A 25,808-nucleotide genomic window follows, 5' to 3' on the forward strand; every position below is an offset into this window, starting at 1 on the left:
AGAGATAAATGAAAGTGCTCGAAGGCATCAAGGTTCTTGATTTTGGCCGCTTCATTGCGGGGCCGTTCTGTTCGGCGCTACTGGCCGACTATGGCGCGGAGGTCACACGGATAGACCGCGTGGGTGGTGGTGAAGACCGCTTCATCGTGCCCGTCACAGAACATGGCGAGGGCGCGCTATTCCTGCAAGTTAACCGCAACAAGCGCTCCTTGACATTGGACCTGGACAGCATTGAAGGCCGCGAAATCGTGCGCAAGCTGGTCGCAGACGCCGACGTGGTGATCGCCAACATGCCGCCGAAAACGCTTAAGAACCTTGGCTTAGACTACGAAAGCCTCTGCAGCGTCAAGCCTGACATTATTCTTGTGGCTGCCAACGCTTTCGGCAACAGCGAGGCCGTGCGCGATCGAGTGGGCTTCGATGGTGTGGGTCAGGCTCTCAGTGGGGCAGTGCACATGGCGGGCACGCCCGAACGGCCGCAAAAGGCGATGGTGCCCGTGGTGGACTTCGCCACGGCTTTTTGCTGTGCCCTCGGCGCCATGCTCGCGCTCTACGAGCGCCAGCGCAGCGGCATGGGGCAAGAGGTCAGTGCATCGCTATTGTGCACGGGCCTGAACATGGCCAGCGGCGCACTGATCGAGGAAGCCCTTCTGGGGCTGGACCGCGAGGCCATGCTCAATCGAGCGTCAAGCTATGGACCATCCGATATCTTCAAGGCTAAAGACGGCTGGTTCATCACGCAAGTGATTGGCCGTCCTATGTTCAAGAGCTGGACACAGCTGGTGGGTCGGCCCGAACTGCTTGAGGATCCACGCTTTGCCAACGACAAGCTGCGCGGCGAGAGCGGCAAGTTTCTGAGCGACGTGATGTCGGAATGGTGCAAAGACCTTTCACTGGCAGAGGCCGTAGCCCAGCTCGAGAAGGCGCGCATTCCTGCTGGTCCTGTCAACTCCCCGCGCCAGGCGCTGCAGGACCAGACGATTAAGGATGCCAACGTGATTCACTGGGTGGACTACCCCGGTGCGCCGACGAAGGTACCGATCTTCGCCACGCCCGTTTCGCTTTCGCGCACGCCGCCTGAGATCCATACACGACCGCCGCTCATAGGCGAGCACACCGATGAAATCCTGTCCAGTATCGGCTTGGATGCGCAAGCCATCGCCGATTTTCGGCAGCGCAAAATTGTTTAATCGAGCCAACGCGCGTCGGGCCAGCGGCCTTGTTCGAACGTGATCTTGACGCAGTCCAGCAGCGCAGCGATAACGCAGCGCACGGGCGCCGTGGCCTGCCGACTGCTAGGTGCCGCCAGCACGACGGTGCGCTGTAGGCCCGGCGATGCCAGAGGCGCAGCACACAACAGGCCCTCTTCGACCTCCCTAGTGACGCCGACGGCCGGGAGGATTGTCCAACCGTGACCATGCACGACCAGCTCTTTCTGCACGCTCAGTGCGTTGGTTTCGGCAAAGACTCGCAACGTCACGCCGGCCTCGGTCGCAGCGTGTTCGATCATGGCGCGCAGCCCCTGCGGCGCGGCGGGCAGGACGAAAGGCTCACGCGCGACGCGCGAGAAGGCGAGCGGGCGCTTGCGCGACAGTCCGGCGGACGCATTGGCCACGACCCACAGGCTTTCCTCAAGGAGGGCCTTAACGTGCAGCGCGGGCGTTTCCTTTTGCCCGTAGAGGAGGGCGGCATCCAAGTCCCCGGCTTCGAGCCAGTCCTGCAGATGCCCCGCGTAGCCGATCGTCAGCCGCAGGCGGATGTGTGGATATCGTCGCGCCACCTCGCCAGCCAGCAGCGTGGCCAGCAAGTCCGACGTGCTGGCCAGCAGGCCGATGCTCACGATGCCAGAGACTGGCCCGTCGGTGGGCTGGATTTCCGCTTTGGCGCGCGCCACTTCGTTGAGTATGCGACGCGCGTATTCGAGCATCGTTTTGCCCGCTGGCGTGAGCAGCATGCCGTGACGGCTGCGGTCGAAGAGCTCAGTACCCATGTCCTCTTCGAGCAGGTGCAACTGACGCGATACCGCAGGCTGCACGAGATTTAGCAGGCTAGATGCACGGGTGACGTTGCCGGTTTCGGCCACGGTAACAAAGGCGCGCAGTTGCTTGAGATCCATCAGATACCTCGATATCGAAAACTGATGTGGCTATCAAATAATTCTATTATTCCTCGAAACCATCAAATATTACTATGGGTCAACCAGAGCAACTTAGGAGACTTAATTCATGAGCGCTTCCATTTTTTCCACCCCCGACCAGTATCAGGAGATCCGGGACGCGGTACGTAGTTTGTGCGATCAATTCCCGTCCGAATACCACCGGAAGATAGATGAGGAGCGCGGCTATCCCGAGGAATTCGTCAATGCTCTTACTAAGGCCGGCTGGCTGGCAGCGCTGATTCCGCAGGAATATGAGGGCCCGGGACTGTCAATGGCAGAGGCATCGGTCATCATGGAAGAGATCAATCGCTCGGGCGGCAATTCGGGCGCTTGCCACGGGCAGATGTATGTGATGAACACTATCGTCTTCAGTGGCACGGAGGAACAGAAGCAGCGCTATCTTCCCCGCATCGCTGCGGGCAATCTGCGCGTGCAATCCATGGGCGTGACTGAGCCAACCACTGGTAGCGACACCACCAAACTTAAGACTACGGCTATAAAAAAGGACGCCCGCTGGGTAATCAACGGGCAGAAGGTCTGGATCTCACGCGTGCAGCACAGCGACCTGCTGATCCTGCTCGCCCGCACGACGCCGCTCGACCAAGTGCAGAAGAAGAGCGACGGCCTTTCGTGCTTCATCGTCGAACTCGACAAGGCTATCGGCAACGGGCTCACGGTGCGTCCCATTCCTAACATGGTCAATCACGAGACCAACGAGTTGTTTTTCGACAACCTGGAGCTCCCTGAGGATGCGCTGCTTGGCACCGAGGGCAAGGGCCTCAAAGTGATCTTTGACGGACTGAACGCTGAGCGCACGCTGATCGCTGCGGAGTGCATTGGCGACGGCTACTGGTTCCTCGAAAAGGCGCGCGACTATGCGACCGAGCGCAAGGTTTTTGGCCGCCCCATCGGCCAGAACCAGGGCATTCAGTTCCCGCTCGCGGAGTGCTTCATTGAACTCGAGGCCGCTAACCTCATGCGTTGGCGCGCCTGTCAGAAGATCGATGCGCGCCAGAACGCAGGCGTCGAGGCCAACATGGCCAAGTATCTGGCCGCCAAGGCTAGTTGGGAAGCCGCTAACGCCTGCCTGCAAACGCATGGCGGCTTTGGCTTCGCTTGCGAATACGACGTGGAGCGCAAGTTCCGCGAAACTCGCCTGTACCAGGTGGCGCCCATTTCCACCAACATGATTCTGGGACATGTCGCTGAGCATGTGCTGCAACTTCCGCGATCCTACTGACTTTCAAAAGGACTCGTAAGTAATGAAGATTATCGTAGCCGTAAAACGTGTGGTGGACTACAACGTCAAGGTCCGCGTGAAGGGTGATGGCACAGGCGTGGACATTGCAAGCGTCAAGATGAGCATGAACCCTTTCGACGAAATCGCAGTCGAGGAAGCCGTGCGCCTCAAGGAAAAAGGCGTGGCCACTGAAGTCATCGCTGTTTCCGCCGGAGTTGCCCAGTGCCAGGAAACTCTTCGCACGGCTATGGCCATCGGCGCGGACCGTGGCATTCTGGTTGAAACCGCTGCCGAGCTGCAGCCGCTGGCCGTGGCCAAGCTTCTTAAGGCCCTGGTAGACAAAGAGCAGCCCGGCCTTATCATCCTTGGCAAGCAGGCTGTCGACGACGACGCCAACCAGACCGGCCAGATGCTTGCGGCCCTTGCCGACTTGCCTCAAGCCACCTTTGCTTCAAAGGTCGAAGTCTGCGGCGACAAGGTCAATGTGACCCGCGAGGTCGATGGCGGCCTTGAAACCTTATCCCTGTCGACGCCTGCCGTCATTACCACAGACCTGCGCCTAAACGAGCCGCGCTACGTGACGCTGCCCAACATCATGAAGGCCAAGAGAAAACCGCTGGTCATTGTCAAGCCCGAGGACCTTGGCGTAGATGCGACTCCACGGCTTAAGACCCTCAAGGTGTCCGAGCCCGCAGGGCGCAAGGCTGGGGTTAAGGTGCCCGACGTGGCAACCCTGGTAGACAAGCTTAGGAACGAAGCCAAAGTGATTTAAGGAGCTGATCGAAATGACCGCACTCGTTATTGCAGAACACAACAACTCCTCAATCAAAAGCGCCACCCTGAACACCGTAACCGCAGCCCGGGCGTGCGGCGGCGACGTGCATGTGCTCGTCGCTGGTGAAGGCGCAGAAGCCGCAGCCCAGGCCGCCGCACAGATTGCCGGCGTGGCGAAAATCATCCATGCCGACGGCGCCAGCCTTAGGGACGGCCTGGCGGAGAATCTCGCGGCCCAGGTGCTGGCCATCGCCGCTAACTACAGCCACATTCTATTTCCGGCCACAGCCAACGGGAAGAACGCCGCGCCACGAGTGGCGGCGAGGCTAGACGTGGCGCAGATCAGCGACATCACCAAGGTCGATAGTCCCGACACTTTCGAGCGCCCGATTTATGCCGGCAACGCGATTGCCACCGTGCAAAGCAGGGACAGCGTCGCCGTCATCACTGTGCGCATAACGGGCTTCGACGCCCCGGCCGCCACCGGCGGCAGCGCTCCAATCGAAACCGTGTCAGCCGTGGCCGACTCCGGCAAGAGCAGCTTCGTGAGCCGCGATGTGACGAAGAGCGACCGCCCTGAGCTGACGGCCGCCAAGATCATTGTTTCGGGCGGCCGAGCTCTCGGCGGCGCAGAGAAGTTTCAGGAAGTAATCACGCCTCTGGCCGACAAGCTGGGTGCTGCTATCGGCGCATCGCGCGCGGCAGTGGACGCGGGCTACGCCCCAAACGACTTGCAGGTGGGCCAGACTGGCAAGATCGTGGCGCCGCAGTTGTACATCGCCTGCGGTATCTCGGGTGCAATCCAGCATCTGGCAGGGATGAAGGATTCGAAGGTAATCGTAGCCATCAACAAGGACCCGGAGGCACCGATCTTCAGCGTGGCTGACTACGGACTGGAAGCCGATTTGTTCACGGCGGTGCCCGAACTTGTCAAGGCGCTGTAGCGCCTGAAGTAAACGAAAAGATAGCTTCCAGCGCTGGCTGCGTGAGTGCTGGAGGCGGTTGTCTTCCTTCCCCGGATGGAGCGCGATGCGTATGAGTCTCGAAAACCCCGAATCCTTCGACGCGTGGGTGGGCCGCAGTGATGAAAAAACGGACCTGATCACGCATGCACCTGTGCGGCTTATGCAAGCCACGCTGGACGCGGCCGATGCCGGCGCGCTGCCTTCGCAACTGCCGCCGCTGTGGCATTGGCTGTACTTTCTGCCGGGTGAGCGACAGTCCAACATCGGCCCGGACGGCCATCCCAGGCGCGGCGGGTTTCTGCCCCCCATTACGCTGCCGAGGCGAATGTGGGCTGGGGGGCGGCTGCAGTTTCTGCGTCCGCTGTTGTTGGGCGAACCGATACGGCGGGTTTCCACGATCAAGAGCATACAGAGCAAGTCCGGGCGAAGCGGCGAGCTGGCATTCGTGACTGTGCTGCACCAAGTGAGCGACGCCCAGGGCATCGCAATTCGCGAAGAGCAAAACATCGTCTACCGCGACGCACCGGGAGCTGGCGCGCCTTCGCCACAGCCAATTTCGGCGCCCACCGACGAGCAGTTCAGCCGCACTGTCAGGCCTGAGCCCGTGCTGCTGATGCGCTATTCGGCGCTGACCTTCAACAGCCACCGCATCCATTACGACCGCCCCTACGCTATGCAGGAAGAGGGCTACCCTGGCCTCGTGGTGCATGGGCCGCTGATTGCCACACTGCTTATGGAAGAACTGCGCCGCGCGCATCCGGAAAAAACCATCGGTAGCTTCGAATTCAAGGCCGTCAGCCCGTTGTTCGACACCGCGCCGTTCACGGTCAACGGCAAGCGCGAAGGCGGAGCGGCACACCTGTGGGCGCGCGGTCCCGAGGGCCAACTGGCTATGCAGGCCAGCGCAGAAATCGAATAACCCGGAGACTAGACAACCGTGTCAAAACCCAACCGCAACGGACCGCTCAGCGGCGTCACTGTCATCACGCTAGAACACGCGATAGCCGCGCCGTTCTGCACCCGCCAACTCGCCGACCTTGGAGCACGCGTCATCAAGGTGGAGCGTCCTGGCGTCGGCGATTTCGCGCGCGCCTACGACCATCGCACCCGTGGGCTGGCCTCGCATTTCGTCTGGACGAACCGTTCCAAGGAAAGCCTAACGCTAGACTTGAAGCAGCCAGCGGCCCAGGAAGTGCTGGGCGAATTAATTTCCAAGGCCGACGTGCTGGTGCAAAACCTTGCGCCCGGCGCGGCCGCACGAATGGGATTGGCGTTTGATGCGCTCCACGCGAAGCACAAGAAGCTCATCGTCTGCGACATCTCGGGTTATGGCGCCGACGGCCCCTATCGCGACAAAAAGGCCTACGACCTGCTAATCCAGAGCGAGGCAGCTTTTCTCTCGGTCACGGGCACACCCGAGGAGCCCAGCAAGGCAGGCAACTCGATCGCCGACATTGCGGCGGGCATGTATGCCTACACGGGCATTCTGAGTGCGCTGCTGCAGCGAAATATCAGCGGCGAAGGCTCGCATGTCGAGGTCTCCATGCTCGAAGCTCTTGGCGAATGGATGGGCTTTCCCATGTACTACGCTTATGACGGTCAGGAGCCGCCTGGACGCAACGGCGCGGCGCATGCCACCATCTATCCCTATGGTCCGTTCAAGGCGGGCGACGGCCGGGTGGTGATGTTAGGCCTGCAAAACGAACGCGAGTGGAAACTGTTCTGTGACATCGTGCTGTGCAGGCCCGAACTCGCGGTCGACTCGCGCTTCGACGCCAACGTTCGCCGCGTGGAAAACCGCGCAGCCTTAAAGGTAGTCATCGAGCAGACTTTTGCCAGCCTCACGGCGCAGGATGTGATCGCCCGTCTCGATAAAGCTCAGATCGCTAACGCCGCAGTCAACCAGGTCGGCGATTTGTGGACGCATCCGCAACTGCAAGCGCGGCAGCGTTTTACCACCATCGGTTCGCCCGCTGGTGAGCTCCAGGCGTTGGTGCCGCCCGCTAACGTCAACAGTTTCGATGTCCGCATGGATCCGGTGCCCGCGCTGGGCGGACACAGCGCGGCCATTCTGCGCGAACTGGGTCGCTCGGATGCGGACATCGAGAAGCTGCAAGCCGACGGAGTGATCTGAGCCATGTCCGCAACCGTTGATACATTCGAGCGCCATGCGCGCAGCCTGTTGTTTGTGCCGGCCACGAAGCCCGAACGCTTCGTCAAGGCGCTTGATTCGGGCGCAGATTGCATCATCATCGACCTCGAAGACGCCGTGGCCGAGAGCAGCAAGAACAGCGCGCGCGAGCAACTCGCGCAACATCTGCCGCGAATGACGCGCGCGCAACTGGCACGCACGGTGGTCCGCGTGAACACCGTCGGCACCCTTTGGCACGAGGCCGACATCGCGCTGCTGCGTGACTGGACTCCCCAAGGCGTGGCGGTGATGCTGCCCAAGGCCGAGGATGCCGGCGCACTGCGCGGCGTGGCGAAAACGCTCGGCGATGCGGCGCGCATCGTGGCTTTGATCGAGTCTCTAACGGGCCTTGACGCGGCTGATGCGCTGGCTCGCGAGCCCCAGGTCGTGCGTTTGGCCTTTGGCCACCTGGACTTCCAGCTCGACTTGGGCATGCGCGCAACAGCCGAGGAGCCCGAATTGGCATTTGCACGCAACGCGCTCGTGGCCGCTTCGCGTCGTGCCAGGCTGGCCGCGCCCATCGACGGCGTGACCATCGAAACAAGCAACGCCGAACGCCTGGCAGCCGATGCCCGACGCGCGCGCGCGTTCGGCTTCGGCGGCAAGCTGTGCATACACCCGGCCCAGGTTGCCAAAGTAAACTATGCCTTTGGCCATACCGAGGCCGAGCGGGCCTGGGCGCGCCGTGTGCTCGATGAAGCCGCCAGACGCGGCGGCGAAGCCTTCAGTCTGGACGGCCGCATGGTCGATCTGCCCGTGATCCGCGCGTCCGAGGCGATTGTCGCAAGCACACGAAAATAATCGCTGCCGGCGCCTAATGGGCGGTTAGGCGAATTTGACTACATAGAGAAAATGATGAACATCGACGACCTTCTTGCCCAATACGGCCCCCGTGAGTCCATGGAGTACGACGTGGCGGTTGTGGGCGGCGGTGCTGGGGGTTTAGCCACGGCCATACGTATCAAGCAACTAGCCGCAGAAAAGGGGCAGGATGTTTCGGTCGTGGTCCTCGAAAAAGGCTCCGAGCCCGGTGCGCACATTCTTTCCGGCGCCGTCATGGATCCTCGGGCGCTGACCGAGCTCTTTCCTGACTGGAAGGCGCGCGGTGCGCCGTTGAACCAGCCTGTCACCGAAGATGCCTATGTTTTCCTGGGCGAAAAATCGTCTTGGCGGGTGCCCAACTTGCTTCTGCCGCCGTTTGCGCACAACTACGGCAACTACGTCATTAGCCTGGGAGCCTTGACTAAATGGCTGGCCGAACAGGCCGAGACGCTCGGCGTGGAGATATTTCCAGGCTTCGCCGCGGCACAGGTGCTCTACAACGAAGACGGCTCGGTCAAGGGCGTGGCCACAGGCAATATGGGCGTCGACAAGGATGGCAAGCCCACTGATAACTTCCAGCTTGGAATGGAACTGCATGCCAGGTACACCATCTTTGCCGAGGGCGCGCGCGGCAACCTGGGCAAGGAAGTCATTGCGCGCTACCGGCTCGACGCCGGGCGCGATTCGCAAAGCTTCGGCATCGGCATCAAGGAGTTGTGGGAGATCGACCCTACGCGCCACAAGCCCGGCCTTGTCATGCACACGGCCGGTTGGCCCATGGACAACAAGACTTACGGCGGCGGGTTTCTCTATCACCTTGACGGCAACAGAATCTCCATTGGTTTCGTTACGGGCCTGGGCTACGCCAACCCATACCTGAGTCCGTTCGAGGAATTCCAACGCTGGAAGACCCACCCGAGCATCCGTCACTACTTTGAGAACGACAAGGGAGAAATTACGGCGAGGCGGGTATCCTACGGCGCGCGCGCGATTAACGCCAGCGGCATCAATGCCCTGCCTAAGTTCGTGTTCCCGGGCGGTGCGATGGTGGGCTGTGACGCGGGCTTTCTCAACGTGAGCCGCATCAAGGGTAGCCACGCGGCAATTAAAACCGGCATGCTTGCAGGCGAAGCCGCGTGGGCGGCGGTAGCGGCAAGCCGCCAGCACGACGAGCTCGTAGCCTACCCGGAAGCGTTTAGAAACAGTTGGCTACACACCGAGCTAAACAAGGATCGCAACTTCAAGAATTGGTTCAAGTACGGCCTCTCCGTGGGCACACTGATGAACGGCTTCGAGCAACTTGTGCTGCGCGGTAACGTGCCTTGGACGCTGCACCGAGACAAGCCCGACTACGCGTGTCTAAAGCCGGCTGTTGAGTGCCAGCCGATTGTCTACCCCAAACCCGACGGCAAGCTAACATTCGACCGTCTTTCCAGCGTATTCATCAGTAACACCAACCACGACGAAAACCAGCCTGCGCACCTGGCGCTGAAGGACGACAGCGTACCGGTGAACATCAACCTAGAAAAGTATGCGGGGCCCGAAGCACGCTACTGCCCGGCAGGCGTCTACGAGTTTCTGGACGACGAGTCACACGGTGGCAAGCGGCTGCAGATCAACGCGCAGAACTGCGTACATTGCAAGACCTGCGACATCAAGGACCCGACGCAAAATATCGTCTGGGTCACCCCCGAAGGAGGGGGCGGCCCCAATTACTCGGGCATGTAGGGGGGCCATGAAGAAACCGGCTTGCGGCGATCGAGATCCGAGCGCCGCAAGCCGTTTAAACGTTTAAACAGGGCCATCGGAAAAGCTTGGTTAATCCTGGCTTGTCCCCATACCCGTCAGCTCAGCAGCCTTCATGGCCGGATCCAGCACACGCAGCGTGGCCAGCAGCTTCTGAGCCCGCGCGGCACCTAGCGTGTCGCTGGTCAGTTCCATAAACTTGGCATCCTGCTCGTGCTCAGGCATGGGGTTTGTGTCGGTGCCAATCGGGTCCTCGACGAAGACGTGCACCGAGTTGCCGTCCTTGAAGGTGACGGTCACGTCGGCCACGAACTTCCCAGGGTACTGCTTTTCCAGCGCTGGCTCCTCGGTAATGCGGATACTGCGTGCCATGGTAATCACGGGTTCCATGTCAACCTTCCCGGCCAGGTAGTCGCGATGGATCGCGTAGCCATTGCCCTTGCCCAGCAGCGCGAATGCTGCCTGGATGGGCAGGCTAAACTGAACGTGCTCGATGTTGAGGGGCTCGTATGCATTCGCATTGGCCGTACCGACAACAACGTTGAAATGTGGCGTGATCTTTAGTTGTACGTCGGTGACCTCGGCTCGGCGTTCGGCAAACGGGCGCAGCGCGTCGATGTAGGCATGAGTGCAATAGCAGGCGCAGTAGGCCTTGAGCCAGACGGTACTTATCTCGAAAGGGCGGTCGAGCGCAAAGCGCTGCTCGGGTGTGTTGCCGGCCGGGCGCTGCAGTAACGTGCGGAAGAACCCCTTGTTGCCGCTTAGGAAGGCGCGCGGCCCGGTGATGCCAGCCTTGGCCATGTCGGCCGCCACCATACCATTGCGCGTACCAATGCCGGCGTGGATGCGCTTGATTGAGCCGCCAGTAGAGCTGTATTCGGTGGTGCCTGAGACATGGCTCAGCGCGATGGCCAACGCCTGAAGCGTGGTCTCGGCGTCGAAACCCCGCAGCTTGGCTGCCACGGCCGCTGCGCCAAAGTTGGACAGGGTGCCGTGCGGGTGGTAGCCGCGCTGCAGTAGGTCGGGGGCAGCCAGCAGGCCAAGGCGACTGTAGACCTCGTAACCGGCGACCATCGCTGTGATGACTTCCTCGAGTGACGAACCTAACTCCTCCCCGATCGCCAGCGCGGCCGGGATTACACAACTGCCCGGGTGGCTGTAGCTGGGGCCGTGGGCATCATCGTATTCGAAGCCATGGCCGTACGATGCATTGACGAATGCGGCGTCCGCCGCGCTCATGGTGAGGGCTGAGGCGCTCACCCTGCTCTTGCCCGGACGCTGCTGGCCGGTGGCGTACTCCAACAACTGCTCGGACCACGGCATCTTCGAGATTCCGATCTGCAGCGCAAGCTGATCGCGCATCAGACGGTTCACGCCTGCGTGCGCGGTCGCGTCAAGGTGTTCGTATTTGAGCTCCTGAATAAAGCGCACTACCGCGTGTTCTAAAGCGGGGCAGTTAGCCGGCGCGGCGGATTGGGCATCGTGGTTGGTAGTCATGGGAGTCTCCTTTAAAAGGCAGATCGTGGCAGGCCCCGGCACTTCTCGGCAGCATGTCGGTTTAATCCTGACCGAAGGTGGGACTTTGTTGGCCCACCGACAACTCAAGGCTGGGGGCGATACATAAAAATAAAACGAAAAGCGTCAGGCTTCGGATGGCATCAGCGGGTCCAGTAGCACGCTGACTACGTCTTCCACTTTTTCGAGATGCAAAATGTCGTGGATCATCTTGTCCGTCGTGAGCTGAGGCAGGGCGATGGCCGAGTAAGGAACACAGAGCTTGAACTTGGCGATGAAGTCTTCCTCGTTGAACGGTTTCTGAGGGTGGCCCTTCACATATACACACTCCTTGCTCAGCACGCGCCCGTCGCGTAGCGTGACAGTCAGATTCGCGCCCCAGTCGGGCACTTGAGAACTCTCTTCTGCCGTGATGCGCGTCATGAGCTCGCGTACCTCTGGACGCGCACGCGCCTCTTCGCTGTAGGACTCAAGGAAGACCTTGTTGTCGAAGGCGGCAATCGCTACGACGTACGGCAAGCTGAACTGGCACTCGGGCACCGTGACAGGGTTCCACTTCTTTTCCTGCGGTTCGCACACGGCACGCCAACTGGGCGTGGATGTCACGATGTGAATGCTGGCGATGTCGGTCGCACCGAACGCGTTTTCCTTCATTAGCTCGCGGATACCGTCGATGGACGAATGCGAGAAGTAGCAGGCGCTATAGCCCTTTGTGATGATGTTTTCCATCTCCCAATGCTCACCCAGTTTGTCTAGTATAAAGTCGGGTTCGGTTTCCCAACGCGCTGTGCTCAGATAGCCCTTTGGGCCAAGGAGCACTTCAGCGCGTGGGCCCGTGATGCCACGCTGGGCTAATTGGCAGCAGGTAATGGCCGCCTGGCTTACCAGCCCGTGATGCGTGCGCACCATCAGCGTGGCGGGTGAGTAGATGCCCATGGTGCCGGGCTGTGTCATGGTGCGTGCAATGCCTTGAGCATTTTCGAGCTGCTCTTGCGTCATGTTCAGCAGCTTGCCGACGGCTGCCACGGCGCCAAAGATGTAGTGGCCCCCGCATTCATGGTTTTTGACAGCGCGGCTGATGACCTTGTAGGCCGTGCCCAACCGCACCAGAATCTCTTGGCCTACCGCCATTGCGACCAGAAACTCCTTGCCCGTTACCTTGCCGCGCAGGCCGGTTGCTGCCAGCAGCGTAGGCACCACGTATTCAGTCACGTGGCCGGCCTCTTCATGTAGATCGCCGCAATCCATGGCGCGGGGCATGGGGCCCATAGCCAGCGCCGCCTCGTTAGCGGGCACGCGGCCACCGTAGAAAGGCAGTGGTGTTTGCGGGTTTCCTCCACGCTCTTTAACCAGTGCCACTATGGCGGGAATGCCTTCCATGGCCGAGCCGCCAATTGTTACGCCGATTGCGTCGAGCAGGCTGTGCCTCACGTGGCGCACCACGGCGGCCGGCAGGTCGGCGTACTCCGTTTGCAAAGCCATACGGCACAAAGTAGCCATTGGGTCTTCGTGACCCTGTTGGGTAAATTTCGCCATTCTTTAGTCTCCTATCATTTTGAAAACTGGCGGAGCGGCCCTTGAACCACTGAGAACGGGTTCTCCGTCGCACAAATCAAAACAGGAACACGCCCTTATCGCCTGGCCTGGCCGTCGAACATTCCGTAGGTTTCCTCGGCTTGTTCCAGCTTCCAGCGGTCGGTTAACAGCGTGTCCACCTCCGCGCCATGGTCAGCTACGAGGTAAAAGCAGTTCTTCGTGCTGACTCCCAAAAGGTGCAGGAGCCGATGATGATGCACTGCTTGCCGATCACGTCCTCGATGCCATCGACATTGAGAGTGTCGCCCACGGTTACCAGGGCGATGCGGCCCCAAGGGTGAGTGCAGCGCACGGCCTGTTGTTTGGGTGCGTCGCCGCCTGCGTAATCCACAGCGAACCGTCCCATTTGAAGGTGAAACCAAACACGTCCGTCCGCAATACCCATCGCCGCGTCCGCTCCCGAAACCCCCGTTGTGCACGCGCAAGCGTTTTGGATGTGTCGCATCAACGAGCAGTATGGGAAGGGCTCCACAATTAACTATAGTTAGTGGTTGGTTAAAAAAGCTTAGGAGAAGACCGCAACAAACCGCTTCGCCGAGCTACTGAGGCAGTCGGGCTGAAGGAAACTCCGGTTGACGCTTGCTACGCAGCGCTGCCACCCCTTCTTTTACGTCCGTACCCAAGAAGCACAGCATCTCTAGGGCGAGTGAATTGTCGAAAGCGGGGCCGGCTAACCGAATCCAATTGTTCAGTGACTTCTTCGTCGCGCGAATCGCAATCTGGCTTCCCCGCGCAAGCTTGGCTGCAATCGCCAAGGCCTTCGCCAGGACCTCTGTTCGCGGTGCGCAGAAGGTCACAAGGCCGATGCGCTCCGCCTCTCTGCCATCGACAAAATCAGCCGTCATCAGGTAGTACTTCGCCTTCGACATGCCGCACAGCAGCGGCCAGATGATGGCAGCGTGGTCACCTGCGGATACCCCCAAGCGCGCATGTCCATCGGTAAGACGGGCGTCTTCAGCCATTACGCTGACATCTGCAAGAAGTGCCACAGCTAGGCCTGCACCCACGGCTGTACCGTTGATAGCCGAGATGATGGGTTTGTCGCAGGAAAGAATGTTATAAACGATGTCAGACGCCTCCTTCATTACCCGTAGAGTTGCCTCTTGGCTGTTAGCCATTTCTTCTACGACGGACAGGTCTCCGCCCGCGGAGAAAGCGCGATCGCCCGCACCTGTGACTACCACCGCTTTGACCATGGGATCTTCGTTGACCACTCCCCAGACCTTCGTCAGTTCCCAGTGCATCCTATCGTTTGTGGCGTTCAAGACCTCGGGGCGGTTTAGGGTTATGAGAATTACGCCGTCAGGTTGGCGGTCGAACCGGATGAACTGAAAGTCTTCATATTGCATGCGTGCTCCCCAAGCTGAAATTAACGGTTTCACCATGCATTGAACCTTTGGACGCAGGCTCGCGCAATGTGTCCGATGCGGACGTTCCGTACTGTGGAATGGTTTGGCCGGCGCCTGCTTGATTCGAGCGTGGTGTGCAATGTCATCGATCCTGCGGATTGCGACTGGATGAGCCGGGCATACGGGGAACGGATACTCCGCCTACATTTCTGCGTCCCGATTCTCGTTGTGAGAAGGTCGCCAGGGGAAAGAGGAAGCCCAACTACCGGAATCGTGGGTACGGGGGCGGCCCACTAGACACAGGTCCAGGGATTGCGACACGGCGATCGCGTTCGAAGGATCGAATTAGCAGGCGCTCTAGACGGTGGTCGCCGCGTTGTCCGCGCAGCCGTTGACCAGAAGTAACGCGAGCTCGATCTGCTGGCCATGCTGCGCACAGTCAAATACGCTGACGGCCTGTCGCTGGCGCTTCGAAGAGGTGCTCGAGCGCGGATCATAGGCTCGAATGCATAGGGGCTATCCCTGATAGAAAATTCAGAGCCGACGCAATATTCTAACGTACGTTAGATAGATTAACTTGATGGTCTGCCTATTGTTCGGTTCTTGGAAAAGGAGACAGCTCTGTGCCACCCCAGACAACGAATACTGCTTCTGATGTCGACGTCCTCAGGCGACTCGCGTCCGGCCGGTTCACCTGCAGGGCGTATCGTTCGATGCCCGTCGCGACTGAAGTGATCGAAAACATTGTGGAAATCGCCCGTAAAAGCGCTTCCTGGTGCAACGTGCAGCCTTGGCATTTAGTAATCGCATCTGCGGAAACGACGGAAAGATTCCGTAACGCGCTAGTGGAGCACGCCTCACATGCGACTGAAGTGGAGTCCGACATACCGTTTCCTCCGGAGTACCGCGGGGCTTTCGCGGATCGGCGGCGCGATGCAGGTTACAGGTTATATGAGGCATTAGGAATTGAACGCGGCGACAAAGGGCGTCGAACTTCACAAAGCTTTGAGAACTTTCGGATGTTCGGTGCACCGCATGTCGCAATCGTTACGATTCCAGTCGAACTCGGAACTTACGCTGCAGTCGATTGCGGGTCATTTATAGGCTCGTTTCTTCTCGCCGCTCACGCCCATGGGGTATCCACCACCCCGCAGGCCGCACTCGCGCGCCATGCAAAGTACATTCGATCGTATTTCGGGATCGGCGACGATCGACAGATGGTTTGCGGCATCGCGTTTGGATACGCGGATGTCGAGCATCCTGTCAACCGCTTCAGAACATCCAGGGTCGCGTTGAACGAAGTCATGCAACTCGTCTAAAAGACGGCATTGAGTTTAAAGATGCAGTAGCTAGCATGAGACCCCCGGGTACCGATGGAGCGTTGGGCACGCACGCCCGCCGATTCACGCTGATGACCGACGGAGTTCATTCTTACGCTACGTCGTCCTAGAGGAAAACATGTATGACGTCCACTAAGCCCGTGCTCAAATCTTTCGGCAACCTTGATTCCCCGGAGTCAAAAACCACTGACTCTAATCAAAATGTTGCCGTCGGCGCACTTTCTGGAGGTGCTGCGCCTTACGGCGTTATAAACAGGAACGGTCAGAAGGTTATCGCTCGTCAGTGCTGGGCTTGGACGGATCGCAACGGATATGACTGGATGAACGAGCACTGGCCGTTTACCGACAAGGACTGATGCGCGGACGATTCTTTAGTGCACGCGTCGCGGCGCAGCCAACGACCAAGACGATCACCCCGTTAAGCCGGAACGTAGGTTCGCAAGGATGCGCCGCCGCTACGGACCTCGGCTTCGCTCACGGCCGAAGAATGCAGGCGTTGTAATGCCGCCAAGAGATACTCCGGGGGAGTGTGCAAAATCTATTATGGTCCACCCAATTTTTGCAACCCTGATCTTCGATGGCGAGTTGTCTTGCCTAAATCTATTCGGCGTCCAAAAAAGCATAGCATTTCCGTTGCAAGCGAGTGATCAAAGATGGGGCCCGCGATCCGCATCCAGCCATTGAGCGATTTCTTCGTCGCCCGAATCGCAGTCAGCCTGTCGCGGGCGCGATTCGCCGCGATCGCCAACGAATTGGCTAACACGTCAGCCGTCGGCGCGCAGAAGGTGACAAGGCCAATGCGCTCGGCTTCAGGGCCGTCAATAAAATCAGCCGTCATCAGGTAGTACTTGGCCTTCTCCACACCGCACAGCAGCATGACCATCGCTTAGCCTTGCGTCTTTTGTCATTACGCTGATGTCCGCAAGGAGCGCTACGACAAGACCTGCGCCTACTGCTGTGCCATTGACTGCGGAAATAATGGCCTTATCACACGCCAGCATGTTGTAGACAAGGTCCGGCGCCTCTTTCATCGCTCGCAGTCTGGCCTCATGGCTATTTGACCTCTCCTCGACCACGGAGAGGTCTCCCCCGGCAGAAAACGCACGGGCGCCTGCACCTGTCACGACGACCACTTTTACACCGGGATCGTCGGAAATTACTCCCCAAATCTTGGTCAGCTCCCAGTGCATTTTGTTGTTCGTGGCATTCATCACCTCGGGCGATTCAACGTGATCAGCAGGACACCGTCGGGTCGGCGCTCGAACAAAAGGAAAGCAAAGTCTTCGTATCACATAATGGCCAAGGGGTTTTCCGGATTCAATGGCACCCTTTTCAGCGCTCCATTTCCCGACAAACGCAATGACATCTTTGGCGACGTTCCGTACTTCGGTGGCTATCGTAAGTAGTCAGCGAATGTCCGTCATACGCGAGAAAGCAGATGGTCCGTCTCGCGTTACCAGCGAAAACGGGTTTGCACCAATAGCGGTCGACCGTCCAATACACCAATCTACCAATAGTTAGGTTAGAAGTCCAAAACCATAGTGAAAGTCTTTCTTCAGCAAAAATAATTAGCGCATAAAAGTCAGGAGAACGTATGAACCCGCCAAAGGCAATCTGCGCGATCATCGCAGGTGCGACTATCAGTACGTCGCCCGTCGCTAACGCACAATCCAAAGTTACGTTATACGGTATCCTCGATGAAGGACTGGTCTACCAGAGCAATGTAAATGGAGGAAAGAGATTCTCGCTTGACTCGTTGGCCGGAGAACAAGGTAGTCGATGGGGATTGACCGGAGCAGAGGACCTGGGCTCGGGCCTGCGAGCGATTTTCACGCTCGAGTCTGGCATTAACATCAATAACGGCATGTTTGGTCAAGGTGGGACCGCTTTCGGCCGTCAGGCGTTCGTAGGACTGGCTAACGACAAGTTCGGCAGCCTGACATTGGGCCGCCAGTACGACATGATTGCCTACTTCGTCACGCCTTATTCTGTGACAGGTATGTTTGGTACCGCGGGCTTTGGACGTCCCGGAGATCTCGATAATACTTTCAATTCTGTCAGAATGAACAATTCTGTTCGTTATATGAGTCCCAACTTTGGCGGATTTTCGTTCGGCGCGGAGTACGGCGTTGGAGGCGTCCCCGGGAATGTAACTGCCAACAGCGGATATTCGTTCGGAGCGTCCTACTTACGTGGACCGCTGACACTAGATGCGGCATATACGTATTTCAAAAATCCGACGTCTTCCACGGCAGGGTCAGGATTCTTCACAAATAATGCCAACGGCGCGTCTACGCTCGCATTCTCTTTGAATAAAGCATACGCGACAGCGAGTGCGTATCAAGTTGGTATTTTGGGGGCAGGCTACACGATTGGGCCGGTGCAACTTCGTACGGCGTTCTCGAACATTCAATACGCTAATTTGGGTGCCGGGTTCTCAAACGCAACAGCACGATTTAACAACGCAGAAGTTACGTTGCAGTTCACATACAGTCCGACACTTTTCCTATTAGCTTCCTATGACTACCTTGTTGGCAAAGGGGTCACCACTGCTGCTGGACATAGAGTCGGTGATCAACACTACAACCAAGTGGGCGTCTCTGCCGACTATTTTCTCTCTAAACGAACCGACGTTTATCTCGGTGCATCGTTTCAGAAGGCATCAGGGACATCGTCGACTGGTGCGCCTGCAGTCGCAAACTTCACTAACCAGGGCGAATCATCCAGTGACCGACAGGTCTATGTCCGTATTGGCATACGCCACAAGTTCTAAGCGGTGCTGACCGAGTGTCCCGCATCGGTGACGACAACTTCACCTGGATCGGCATTATTTGCATCGCCGGCGTTATACGTTTCTGGCTGTTGCTTCGAACTCCAATTGATAAGGTATTGCAATGGTTACCATAGAGCAACGGACGATGAAGAAGGTGTTCATGCGTCTATTACCCTTCCTCATCTTCTGCTACTTCATTTCGTTCCTCGATCGTGTCAACGTTGGTTTTGCTGCCTTGCAGATGAATAAAGACCTCGGTCTTACAGCGTCCGCCTTCGGTCTCGGCTCAGGTTTATTTTTTCTAACTTACTTTGCATGCGAGGTGCCCTCCAATCTGCTGCTTGTGCGCTTTGGAGCACGGCGATGGATCGCCCGCATCATGCTTACATGGGGTTTGGTGTCGGGTGCGACCGCATTCGTCACCGGGCCGACGAGCTTTTACGTCGTCCGACTTCTACTAGGGATTGCGGAAGCAGGCTGCTTCCCCGGAATTGCCTTCTTTCTGACGCTTTGGTTTCCGTCGTCATACCGCGCAAGAGTGATGGGGTACCTGCTTGTGGCTGCCCCTATGTCAACAGTGATTGGCGGACCGATTTCCGGTGCGCTGCTTGGCATGGACGGCCATCTCGGGATGCACGGCTGGCAATGGCTGTTCATCCTGGAAGCAATTCCTGCCGTGATACTTGCAATCGTCACTTTGAAGTATCTTGATGACAATCCCACCCACGCGAAGTGGCTGTCAGAAGACGAACGCAATTGGCTCATGCGTCGAATAACAACTGAACGGAGCGATTATCGGCACGATTTATCAGAAAACGTGTCAGGAGTATTCCGCAACCTACAGGTGTGGCTACTGGCGTTGGTTGCATTCTGTTTTTTCATAGCAATTTATGGAATCGGCTTTTTCCTGCCGCAGATCATTAAGGCATTCGGGCTAACCAACCTGGAGACAGGGCTTGTCACTGCGATTCCTTACATTGTCGGCTCGGCAAGTATGGTCCTTTGGGCTAGGCGGTCTGATGCGACGCGTGAACGCCGGTTTCATATTGTTATTCCGACATGTATTGCCGGATGTGCATTAATTGCAGCTGCCTTGACTCAAGACCCGCTGTTAAAAATGCTCGCGTTTTGCGTCGCTGCCTTCGGTATCTTCGGCGCGCTGCCAGCATTTTGGGCCATAAACACCAACCTGCTTTCCGGAAGAGCGGCCGCCGCCGGCATTGCCCTCATTGGCGCAGTGGGCAACCTTGGCGGGTTCGTCGGTCCCTTTGCCATTGGTTTATCGAAAGACATCACGGGTTCTTACGCTAGCGGTCTACTCTTGTTTGCAGTAGTCGCTTTCTTTGCTGCGGGCGTTTCATACTTAGCAGGTAAGCCAGCTGTGAGAGATACCGTCGTGGACCCGTCCACGCAACGGTAACGGGGTTCGTTGCTAGACGGGCTCGGATACGAGAAAACAAACAACGCTGAAGGTTGTTGTATGGATAGCAGCCTCGGTTCTGACTTGGTGAAAGTGGCTTTTATAGGAATCCCTCGTCGCTCGTAGCATTAAGGAGATATCAAACGCGCTTTTTCATCTTCTTCAGCCACCGAGTGTCGCCCAAAATTCGGGCCGTCTCGGTCACCAACGAAAACGCGGCGTGCCATAGTGCCGGGCGACGTCGAGGAGGCGAAGCAGATAAGGCGCGGCGTAGAACGGGTCCGGTCAAGTGCATGCCAGCGCGAGCGTGGCAATGCCGGAGGGTATCGAGGGAACCGCCGTCCTCGCCTGATCCGGCGGCCACGCGGGCGGTGCAGAAAGCCGAGTGATAGCGTGGTCCAATATGTCCGCCGGCGGGTTGTTTGTTCTGCGGGCAAGCTAGCACGGGCATCGTAGGATCCCCTCACGGGTCATGCAAAATTGCCTCGGACAATCGCCTCCGGAGATCGTGACGCTTTCGCGATGCGCCCACGACGGCAGGACCTTGAAATGACCTGAGAGAATGAACATGGACGCTGTATGCGGAGGGGTACCGATGAAGCTAAGGTGGGCAAGTCTCTTCGAACAATCGGCATATATCGGCGACGTCTGGGTTGATGATACGTCACTGCCTCGGGTGCCGGTCATTAATCCGTCGACCCGTGAGATCATTGGCTCGGTGCCACAGGTGACGACGCAGCAGGTTGATGACGCCGTCGCCTGCGGTCAAGGACTGGCGGGAGTGGAGTGGCCGGGAGCGCGGTTTGGTATTGCGGGAATGGGCGCACATGGTGGAAAGCCATCGTGAAGATCTCTCCGTAATACTGTGCAGCGAACAGGGAAAACCGCTGCACGAGGCCCGTTCCGAAATCACCCAGGCCGCGAATTATCTTGAGTGGTTTGCTGAGGAAGCGAGGAGGATTTACGGCGACAACCTCCCGGCGCCTCGCCGCAACTAGCGGATCCGCGTGCTGCGGCAACCGATCGGGGTGTATGCCGCGATGACGGCGTGGACCTTTCCCTCGTCCATGGTGGCAAGACGTATTGGTGCGGCTTTGGCGGCCGGTTGTACCGCGTCGTACATCATCCGGATCCGCAGACCCCTTTCTCGGCGTTGGCCCTCTGCGCGCTCGGCGAAAGCGCTGGATTACCCCGCGGCGTGCGGTCGGTTCTGACCGGAGAAGGGTAAGCGGCTCGCGATGGCCGTCGTAGACGGGCGCTAGAATCGGCATCAAAGTGATGTCCATCATTTTCGAAGTGGTGGACACCATTTTGTCAGAGCCAACTCAGAGGCCTGGCAGCCGTAAAGGCCGCCCGAACCATAGTCCCGAATTCCGCCGTCGCCTGGCGATGGCAGCTTGTGAATCAGGGGTGTCAGTCGCCAGGTTGGCCCGTGAGAACGGCTTGAACGCGAACCTCGTGTACACGTGGCGGCGCCGGTATCTGGCGGAACAGCAAGCCGAGGCGGTGCAACTCGTTCCAGTGGCGATCGTGAACGACGTGTCATCGGTCAATGAACCTCCTGCGCTGGCAGAGTCTGAGGTCGTGAGGCCGGCTGGTTCAATCGAGGTTCGGATTGGCCGGGCAGTAGTCAAGGTCGACGGCATTGTCGACGCTGAGATGCTTCGGACGGTGTTGGGGAGTTTGCGCTCGTGATTTCTCTGCCAACGGGTACGCGTATCTGGCTTGTTGCGGGCATTACGGACATGCGCTGCGGCTTCCAGGGACTTGCTGCCAAGGTACACACGGCGCTTGAGGAGAATCCGCTGGGCGGTAACGTCTTCATCTTCCGCGGGCGCCGCGGCGATCTCGTGAAGGTGCTTTGGGCTACTGAGGACGGGCTCTGGCTTCTCGCGAAACGGTTGGAGCGAGGGCGTTTCATCTGGCCACAGGCCGATGGCGGCAAGATCCATCTGACGAGCGCACAGTTGTCGATGTTGCTCGAGGGAATCGACTGGCGACAGCCACGACGCACCGCCGCACTCTCGATGTTGTAAACCGCGAGGAAGGCTCGTAAACTGCGACGCATGTCCGATCAGGCGCCGCTTCCCGATACTGTCGCCGAGCTCCGTGCCATGGTGCTCGCGCAACAGGCATCGCTGCTTGAGCACCAGGCATCGATTGCGAAGATGGTGGAGGAACTCGCCGCGCGAGATGACGAGATCGAGCGCCTGAAGGCGCAGATCGACAAGCTCAGGCGGATGCACTTCGGGCGCAAGTCCGAGCAACTCGCGAAGCAGATCGACAAGCTCGAGGCGCAGCTGGAGGACCTGACGGCCGGCCGGGGTGCTGCCGAGGCGCGTAACCAGCGCGACAGGACACCGAATGCGCCGGCCAGCAAATCGCCTTCGCGAGAGCCGCTCCCGCCGCACCTGCCGCGCGAGGAGATCGTACTCGAGCCTGATCCGCTCTGCCCCAGGTGCGCGACGACCATGCAGCCGCTGGGCGAGGACGTCTCCGAACAGCTCGCGCGCGTAGCCGCCGCATTCAAGGTGATCCGCACGATCCGGCGCAAATTGCTTTGCCCCGGCTGTAGGCATATCGAACAACTGCCGATGCCGGGCCTGCCGATCGAGCGCAGCATCGCACATCCAAGCCTGCTGGCCGATATCGCAGTATCGAAGTTCGCGGATCACCAACCCCTGTATCGCCAGTCGGAGATCGCGGCGCGCGACGGCGTGATGCTTGATCGCGCCAGCATGGGCCGCTGGGTCGGCCAGATCGTCGAACTCTGCATGGTGCTGGTCGAAGCAATCCAGCGCTACGTGCTGGCTGCCGGTAAGCTCCATGGCGACGACACGACGGTTCCCGTCCTCACACCGGGCAACCAGAAGACGACAACCGGCCGATTCTGGGTCTATGTGCGCGACGATCGACGCTCTGGCTCGACGGAGCCTGCGGCAGTCTGGTTCTCGTACTCGTCGGACCGCAAGGGTGTTCATCCGCAAACGCACCTCGCCAACTTCAAGGGAATCCTGCAGGCGGATGCCTACGCCGGCTTCGATCAGCTGTACGCAAGCGGCGACGTCTTCGAAGCGGCATGCTGGGATCACGCGAGGAGGTATATATACGACGTTCACGAGCGTACGCCGACTCCGGATACCCAGAACCTGCTCCAGATGATCGGCGAGCTCTACAGCATCGAAGCCGACATTCGCGGCAAACCTCCCGATGAGCGGTTGCGTGTGCGGCAGGAGAAGAGCAAGTTTCTGCTCAACACGTTCGAATCGACGATTAGGGCCAAGCTTGCGACGCTGTCGAAGAAGTCTACGCTTACGGGCGCGATCAACTACTCGCTGAACCACTGGGCGGCGCTCACGTTCTATTGCGAGGACGGACGCGCCGAGATCAGCAATGTACTCGCAGAAAATGCCCTGCGTTGTGTAGCGTTGGGCAGGAAAAACTATTTGTTCGTTGGCTCCGACAGCGGCGGTGAGCGCGCGGCGGCGATGTACAGTCTCATCGGTACGTGCAAACTCAACGAAGTCAACCCACGTGCCTACCTCGAATACGTGCTCACTCATATTGCGGACCACAAGGTCAACCGCATCGACGAACTGCTTCCCTGGAACGTGGCCGACAAACTGAAGCTGGCCGCTCCGCTCACGTCCACCGTTTGACCGGGTAGATCCAGATAGATCGTGGCCACGATCATGGAACGATCTTCACGTGGTCTACGCCGGACCTACCCACGCTCTCACATCATGCCCCACGCGCGCGCGAATCGGGGACCGGCCCTGCCGAGCCGCTTACGGAGAAGGCGAGACCCTCAGGAGTTCGATGGTTTCGAACGCGAGGATAAGAAAAGTGTCCTTTACAGGCTTGATTGACGAAGGCAAAAGGTTGATTGCGCTATGTTCAGCCACGGTTAAAAAGGTGTCACTCGAACTGGGCGCAAACTGCCCCTTCATTGTCTTCGACGCGGAGATCGACTTGGCAGTCAAAGGAGCCATTGACGCACGCTTCCGGCATTCCGGGCAAGCTGCCATGTGCGCGAACCGATTCCTGGTTCATACGGATGTTTACGAAGACTTCGTAACGCGACTCGTGGCGAAGGTATCGGCGCTTACGCTAGGCGATGGGATGGTCGAAGGGACGCAGATTGGCCCGCTCATTGGCGACGCGGTTGTCACGCGGATAGAAGGCCTCGTGGACGAGGCTGTGCAAGCAGGTGCGGCCGTTCCGACAGGCGGCTCGCGCCTCACTACGGGCTCTAACTTCTTTCGGCCGACGGTTCTGACGGGCACCCATCCCGGAATGGGCGTGTGCGACGATGAGATCCTTGGACCCGTCGCGACGCCTACGTGGCGCGTCGCACGTTCCACCACTCAGTTTCTTGACCGACCCGAGACGCGGTCATTCTTCAATGGACCGAGCACTTCGTAGTCTTAGGAGCGCGGCTAAAGAATCACGGAGTGGCCATCGTTGAGCAGCCAGAAATGGCTTGCTGACAATTCTTATCCGTCGTGACCGCATACGTGTGCGATGGCCTTGAACGCCAGACCATCGCTTCCATAGCTGTGTGGCACTCACAGAGGGCTTTCTTCGGTGCAGAAACACAACGTTGGCCGCTTCGAAAAGAATGACCCGGAAGAATACTTGTTGCCACTACGCTCGTTGCTAGCACCTTTCTTGTAGCCGTTGCTGAAGAGCTAAGAGATGGCCGCGCAAATTCGGACAGTCGGATAAGTGGAACGCTCGGGGCCTGAGCCGGCGATAATGCCGACAAAGGAACCAGGAAGATGACGAAGAGAACCCGACGGACGCACTCGGCCGCGTTCAAAGCGAAAGTGGCGATGGCGGCGGTCAAGGGTGAGCGGACGCTAGCCGAACTGGCGCAGCAGTTCGATGTGCACCCGAACCAGATCACCGAATGGAAGCGGCAGTTGCAGGAACGTGCCGCCGACGTGTTTGGCGCAGGCGGCACGCCGTCGAGCGAGCCGCAAGTCGATTTGAAGGAGCTACATGCGAAGATCGGCCAGCTCACGCTGGAGAACGATTTTTTAAGCGGCGCGCTCAACAAAGCGGGATTGCTGAGCGCAAAGCGATGATCGATCGTACGCACGCATTGCCGGTCTCGCAGCAGGCGCGACTCGTTGGTATCGCAAGATCGAGCGTGTATTACCGGGCGCAACCGGTGAGCGAGGCAGACCAGTTGCTGATGCGCCGGATCGATGAACTGCACATGGAGTTTCCGTTTGCCGGAGCGCGGATGCTGGCGCGACTGCTGCGTCGCGAGGCACACGAGATTGGCCGCAGGCGCGTGCGCACGCTGATGAAGCGCATGGGTATCGAGGCGCTGTACTGCAAGCCGAATACGAGCCGACGCAATGCTCAGCACAAGATCTGGCCGTATCTGCTGCGGGGCATGACGATCAATCGGGCAAACCAGGTCTGGGCACTGGATACGAGTTATATCCCGATGGCGCGCGGCTTCGTGTATCTGACCGCCGTGGTGGACTGGGCCAGCAGGAAGGTACTGGCCCACCGCGTAGCGATCACGATGGAGGCGATGCACGCTGTCGAGGCGTTGGAAGAAGCGTTCGCAAAGTACGGGCAACCTGAGATCGTCAATACCGACCAGGGCAGCCAGTTCACCGCGACAGTGTTCACCGAGGCCGTGCTCAGCCGGGGCATCCGCTTGTCCATGGACGGCAAAGGTGCCTGGCGAGACAACGTGTTCGTCGAGCGCGTGTGGCGAAGCGTGAAATATGAAGAGGTGTATCTGAAAGCCTATGAATCGGTCGGCCATGCCCGGCGCTCAATCGGCGATTACATCAATCTGTACAAGTATGTTTCATACTGCCCAACCTCGCTATGTGCTTGATAAATCTAGAGAGCCCTGTTGTGCCATTGGTTTTGTGGGGTATCCGCGCCGTG

23 protein-coding genes and 2 pseudogenes are annotated in these 25,808 nt (G+C 58.9%); 19 read left to right on the forward strand and 6 right to left on the reverse strand.

Annotated elements, in window-relative coordinates; genetic code table 11:
- The first annotated feature begins 8 nt into the window (after positions 1-8).
- Positions 9-1,190, forward strand: coding sequence for a CaiB/BaiF CoA-transferase family protein (locus tag HDG37_RS14885; RefSeq protein WP_184048708.1), 1,182 nt, complete (start codon positions 9-11; stop codon positions 1,188-1,190).
- Here HDG37_RS14885 and HDG37_RS14890 read toward each other — a convergent pair.
- Positions 1,187-2,116, reverse strand: a complete 930-nt coding sequence (locus HDG37_RS14890) for a LysR substrate-binding domain-containing protein (protein WP_184048711.1) — start codon at positions 2,114-2,116, stop codon at positions 1,187-1,189. The genes HDG37_RS14885 and HDG37_RS14890 overlap by 4 nt on opposite strands.
- 109 nt (positions 2,117-2,225) lie before the next feature.
- On the opposite strand from HDG37_RS14890, the gene HDG37_RS14895 reads away from it, so the two are divergent.
- The 7 genes from HDG37_RS14895 to HDG37_RS14925 all read left to right on the forward strand — a co-directional run bounded on the left by HDG37_RS14895 (position 2,226) and on the right by HDG37_RS14925 (position 9,878).
- Positions 2,226-3,398 carry an acyl-CoA dehydrogenase family protein gene (locus HDG37_RS14895; RefSeq protein ID WP_184048715.1) on the forward strand — a complete coding sequence of 391 codons (1,173 nt, stop codon included), beginning with the start codon at positions 2,226-2,228 and terminating at the stop codon, positions 3,396-3,398.
- Between the two features lie 22 nt (positions 3,399-3,420).
- Positions 3,421-4,170, forward strand: a complete 750-nt coding sequence (locus tag HDG37_RS14900) for an electron transfer flavoprotein subunit beta/FixA family protein (protein ID WP_184048718.1) — start codon at positions 3,421-3,423, stop codon at positions 4,168-4,170.
- Positions 4,171-4,183: 13 nt separating this feature from the next.
- Positions 4,184-5,116, forward strand: coding sequence for an electron transfer flavoprotein subunit alpha/FixB family protein (locus HDG37_RS14905; RefSeq protein ID WP_184048721.1), 933 nt, complete (start codon positions 4,184-4,186; stop codon positions 5,114-5,116).
- 91 nt (positions 5,117-5,207) lie between these two features.
- Positions 5,208-6,056: a MaoC family dehydratase N-terminal domain-containing protein gene (locus HDG37_RS14910; protein ID WP_184048724.1), complete on the forward strand. Its 849-nt coding sequence runs from the start codon at positions 5,208-5,210 to the stop codon at positions 6,054-6,056.
- Positions 6,057-6,074: 18 nt separating this feature from the next.
- Positions 6,075-7,271, forward strand: coding sequence for a CaiB/BaiF CoA-transferase family protein (locus HDG37_RS14915; protein WP_184048727.1), 1,197 nt, complete (start codon positions 6,075-6,077; stop codon positions 7,269-7,271).
- Positions 7,272-7,274: 3 nt separating this feature from the next.
- Positions 7,275-8,129, forward strand: coding sequence for a CoA ester lyase (locus HDG37_RS14920; RefSeq protein ID WP_184048730.1), 855 nt, complete (start codon positions 7,275-7,277; stop codon positions 8,127-8,129).
- Between the two features lie 54 nt (positions 8,130-8,183).
- Positions 8,184-9,878, forward strand: a complete 1,695-nt coding sequence (locus HDG37_RS14925) for an electron transfer flavoprotein-ubiquinone oxidoreductase (protein WP_184048839.1) — start codon at positions 8,184-8,186, stop codon at positions 9,876-9,878.
- 90 nt (positions 9,879-9,968) lie between these two features.
- On the opposite strand, the gene HDG37_RS14930 is transcribed toward HDG37_RS14925, so the two are convergent.
- The 4 genes from HDG37_RS14930 to HDG37_RS14945 all read right to left on the reverse strand — a co-directional run bounded on the left by HDG37_RS14930 (position 9,969) and on the right by HDG37_RS14945 (position 14,356).
- Positions 9,969-11,393 carry an MmgE/PrpD family protein gene (locus HDG37_RS14930; protein WP_184048733.1) on the reverse strand — a complete coding sequence of 475 codons (1,425 nt, stop codon included), beginning with the start codon at positions 11,391-11,393 and terminating at the stop codon, positions 9,969-9,971.
- Between the two features lie 144 nt (positions 11,394-11,537).
- Complete coding sequence (locus HDG37_RS14935; RefSeq protein WP_184048736.1) at positions 11,538-12,947, reverse strand: MmgE/PrpD family protein; 1,410 nt, start codon at positions 12,945-12,947, stop codon at positions 11,538-11,540.
- A gap of 196 nt (positions 12,948-13,143) precedes the next feature.
- Positions 13,144-13,392, reverse strand: a complete 249-nt coding sequence (locus HDG37_RS14940) for a hypothetical protein (RefSeq protein WP_184048739.1) — start codon at positions 13,390-13,392, stop codon at positions 13,144-13,146.
- 154 nt (positions 13,393-13,546) lie between these two features.
- Positions 13,547-14,356 (reverse strand): enoyl-CoA hydratase/isomerase family protein, encoded by an 810-nt coding sequence (locus tag HDG37_RS14945; protein WP_184048742.1) that lies wholly within the window; start codon positions 14,354-14,356, stop codon positions 13,547-13,549.
- Between the two features lie 623 nt (positions 14,357-14,979).
- Here HDG37_RS14945 and HDG37_RS14950 point away from each other — a divergent pair.
- Positions 14,980-15,675, forward strand: coding sequence for a nitroreductase (locus tag HDG37_RS14950; protein WP_311541349.1), 696 nt, complete (start codon positions 14,980-14,982; stop codon positions 15,673-15,675).
- Positions 15,676-15,818: 143 nt separating this feature from the next.
- Positions 15,819-16,052: a hypothetical protein gene (locus HDG37_RS14955; RefSeq protein WP_184048748.1), complete on the forward strand. Its 234-nt coding sequence runs from the start codon at positions 15,819-15,821 to the stop codon at positions 16,050-16,052.
- Positions 16,053-16,237: 185 nt separating this feature from the next.
- Here the strand turns inward: HDG37_RS14955 and HDG37_RS14960 are convergent.
- A pseudogene (locus HDG37_RS14960) lies at positions 16,238-16,963 on the reverse strand (enoyl-CoA hydratase-related protein).
- A gap of 327 nt (positions 16,964-17,290) precedes the next feature.
- On the opposite strand from HDG37_RS14960, the gene HDG37_RS14965 reads away from it, so the two are divergent.
- The 9 genes and pseudogenes from HDG37_RS14965 to HDG37_RS15005 form a co-directional block, all read left to right on the forward strand.
- Positions 17,291-18,469, forward strand: coding sequence for a porin (locus HDG37_RS14965; RefSeq protein ID WP_184048751.1), 1,179 nt, complete (start codon positions 17,291-17,293; stop codon positions 18,467-18,469).
- Positions 18,470-18,614: 145 nt separating this feature from the next.
- Positions 18,615-19,889, forward strand: a complete 1,275-nt coding sequence (locus tag HDG37_RS14970) for an MFS transporter (protein ID WP_184048753.1) — start codon at positions 18,615-18,617, stop codon at positions 19,887-19,889.
- A 746-nt stretch (positions 19,890-20,635) separates the two neighbouring features.
- Positions 20,636-20,887 carry an aldehyde dehydrogenase family protein gene (locus HDG37_RS39285; protein ID WP_260334866.1) on the forward strand — a complete coding sequence of 84 codons (252 nt, stop codon included), beginning with the start codon at positions 20,636-20,638 and terminating at the stop codon, positions 20,885-20,887.
- Positions 20,888-20,994: 107 nt separating this feature from the next.
- Positions 20,995-21,117 (forward strand): aldehyde dehydrogenase family protein, encoded by a 123-nt coding sequence (locus HDG37_RS39290; RefSeq protein WP_260334867.1) that lies wholly within the window; start codon positions 20,995-20,997, stop codon positions 21,115-21,117.
- Positions 21,118-21,167: 50 nt separating this feature from the next.
- Positions 21,168-21,584 (forward strand): IS66-like element accessory protein TnpA, encoded by a 417-nt coding sequence (gene tnpA / locus HDG37_RS14980; RefSeq protein ID WP_034476873.1) that lies wholly within the window; start codon positions 21,168-21,170, stop codon positions 21,582-21,584.
- Positions 21,581-21,925, forward strand: coding sequence for an IS66 family insertion sequence element accessory protein TnpB (gene tnpB, locus HDG37_RS14985; RefSeq protein ID WP_183708802.1), 345 nt, complete (start codon positions 21,581-21,583; stop codon positions 21,923-21,925). Before tnpA ends, tnpB begins: the two co-directional genes overlap by 4 nt.
- A gap of 78 nt (positions 21,926-22,003) precedes the next feature.
- Positions 22,004-23,548, forward strand: coding sequence for an IS66 family transposase (gene tnpC / locus HDG37_RS14990; protein WP_184048842.1), 1,545 nt, complete (start codon positions 22,004-22,006; stop codon positions 23,546-23,548).
- A gap of 49 nt (positions 23,549-23,597) precedes the next feature.
- A complete protein-coding gene (locus tag HDG37_RS14995) occupies positions 23,598-24,314 on the forward strand; it encodes an aldehyde dehydrogenase family protein (RefSeq protein WP_311541356.1) in 717 nt (238 codons plus the stop codon).
- 356 nt (positions 24,315-24,670) lie between these two features.
- Positions 24,671-25,716 (forward strand): annotated as a pseudogene (locus tag HDG37_RS15005) (IS3 family transposase); the annotation flags it as partial.
- Positions 25,717-25,808 lie beyond the last annotated feature (92 nt).

The sequence above is a fragment of the Paraburkholderia sp. MM5384-R2 genome, assembly GCF_014201025.1.
Classification (GTDB): Bacteria; Pseudomonadota; Gammaproteobacteria; order Burkholderiales; family Burkholderiaceae; genus Paraburkholderia; species Paraburkholderia tuberum.

Coding starts and splice junctions, on each gene's coding strand:
- HDG37_RS14905 (WP_184048721.1), top strand. CDS start 4,184: ATGACCGCACTCGTTATTGCAGAACACAACAACTCCTCAATCAAAAGC.
- HDG37_RS14955 (WP_184048748.1), top strand. CDS start 15,819: ATGACGTCCACTAAGCCCGTGCTCAAATCTTTCGGCAACCTTGATTCC.
- HDG37_RS14930 (WP_184048733.1), bottom strand. CDS start 11,393: ATGACTACCAACCACGATGCCCAATCCGCCGCGCCGGCTAACTGCCCC.
- tnpA (WP_034476873.1), top strand. CDS start 21,168: ATGTCCATCATTTTCGAAGTGGTGGACACCATTTTGTCAGAGCCAACT.
- HDG37_RS14945 (WP_184048742.1), bottom strand. CDS start 14,356: ATGCAATATGAAGACTTTCAGTTCATCCGGTTCGACCGCCAACCTGAC.
- HDG37_RS14895 (WP_184048715.1), top strand. CDS start 2,226: ATGAGCGCTTCCATTTTTTCCACCCCCGACCAGTATCAGGAGATCCGG.
- HDG37_RS14935 (WP_184048736.1), bottom strand. CDS start 12,947: ATGGCGAAATTTACCCAACAGGGTCACGAAGACCCAATGGCTACTTTG.
- tnpC (WP_184048842.1), top strand. CDS start 22,004: ATGGTGCTCGCGCAACAGGCATCGCTGCTTGAGCACCAGGCATCGATT.
- HDG37_RS14900 (WP_184048718.1), top strand. CDS start 3,421: ATGAAGATTATCGTAGCCGTAAAACGTGTGGTGGACTACAACGTCAAG.
- HDG37_RS14925 (WP_184048839.1), top strand. CDS start 8,184: ATGAACATCGACGACCTTCTTGCCCAATACGGCCCCCGTGAGTCCATG.
- HDG37_RS14910 (WP_184048724.1), top strand. CDS start 5,208: ATGAGTCTCGAAAACCCCGAATCCTTCGACGCGTGGGTGGGCCGCAGT.
- HDG37_RS14890 (WP_184048711.1), bottom strand. CDS start 2,116: ATGGATCTCAAGCAACTGCGCGCCTTTGTTACCGTGGCCGAAACCGGC.
- HDG37_RS14940 (WP_184048739.1), bottom strand. CDS start 13,392: ATGGGTATTGCGGACGGACGTGTTTGGTTTCACCTTCAAATGGGACGG.
- HDG37_RS14970 (WP_184048753.1), top strand. CDS start 18,615: ATGAAGAAGGTGTTCATGCGTCTATTACCCTTCCTCATCTTCTGCTAC.
- HDG37_RS14920 (WP_184048730.1), top strand. CDS start 7,275: ATGTCCGCAACCGTTGATACATTCGAGCGCCATGCGCGCAGCCTGTTG.
- HDG37_RS39285 (WP_260334866.1), top strand. CDS start 20,636: ATGACGCCGTCGCCTGCGGTCAAGGACTGGCGGGAGTGGAGTGGCCGG.
- HDG37_RS14885 (WP_184048708.1), top strand. CDS start 9: ATGAAAGTGCTCGAAGGCATCAAGGTTCTTGATTTTGGCCGCTTCATT.
- HDG37_RS14965 (WP_184048751.1), top strand. CDS start 17,291: ATGAACCCGCCAAAGGCAATCTGCGCGATCATCGCAGGTGCGACTATC.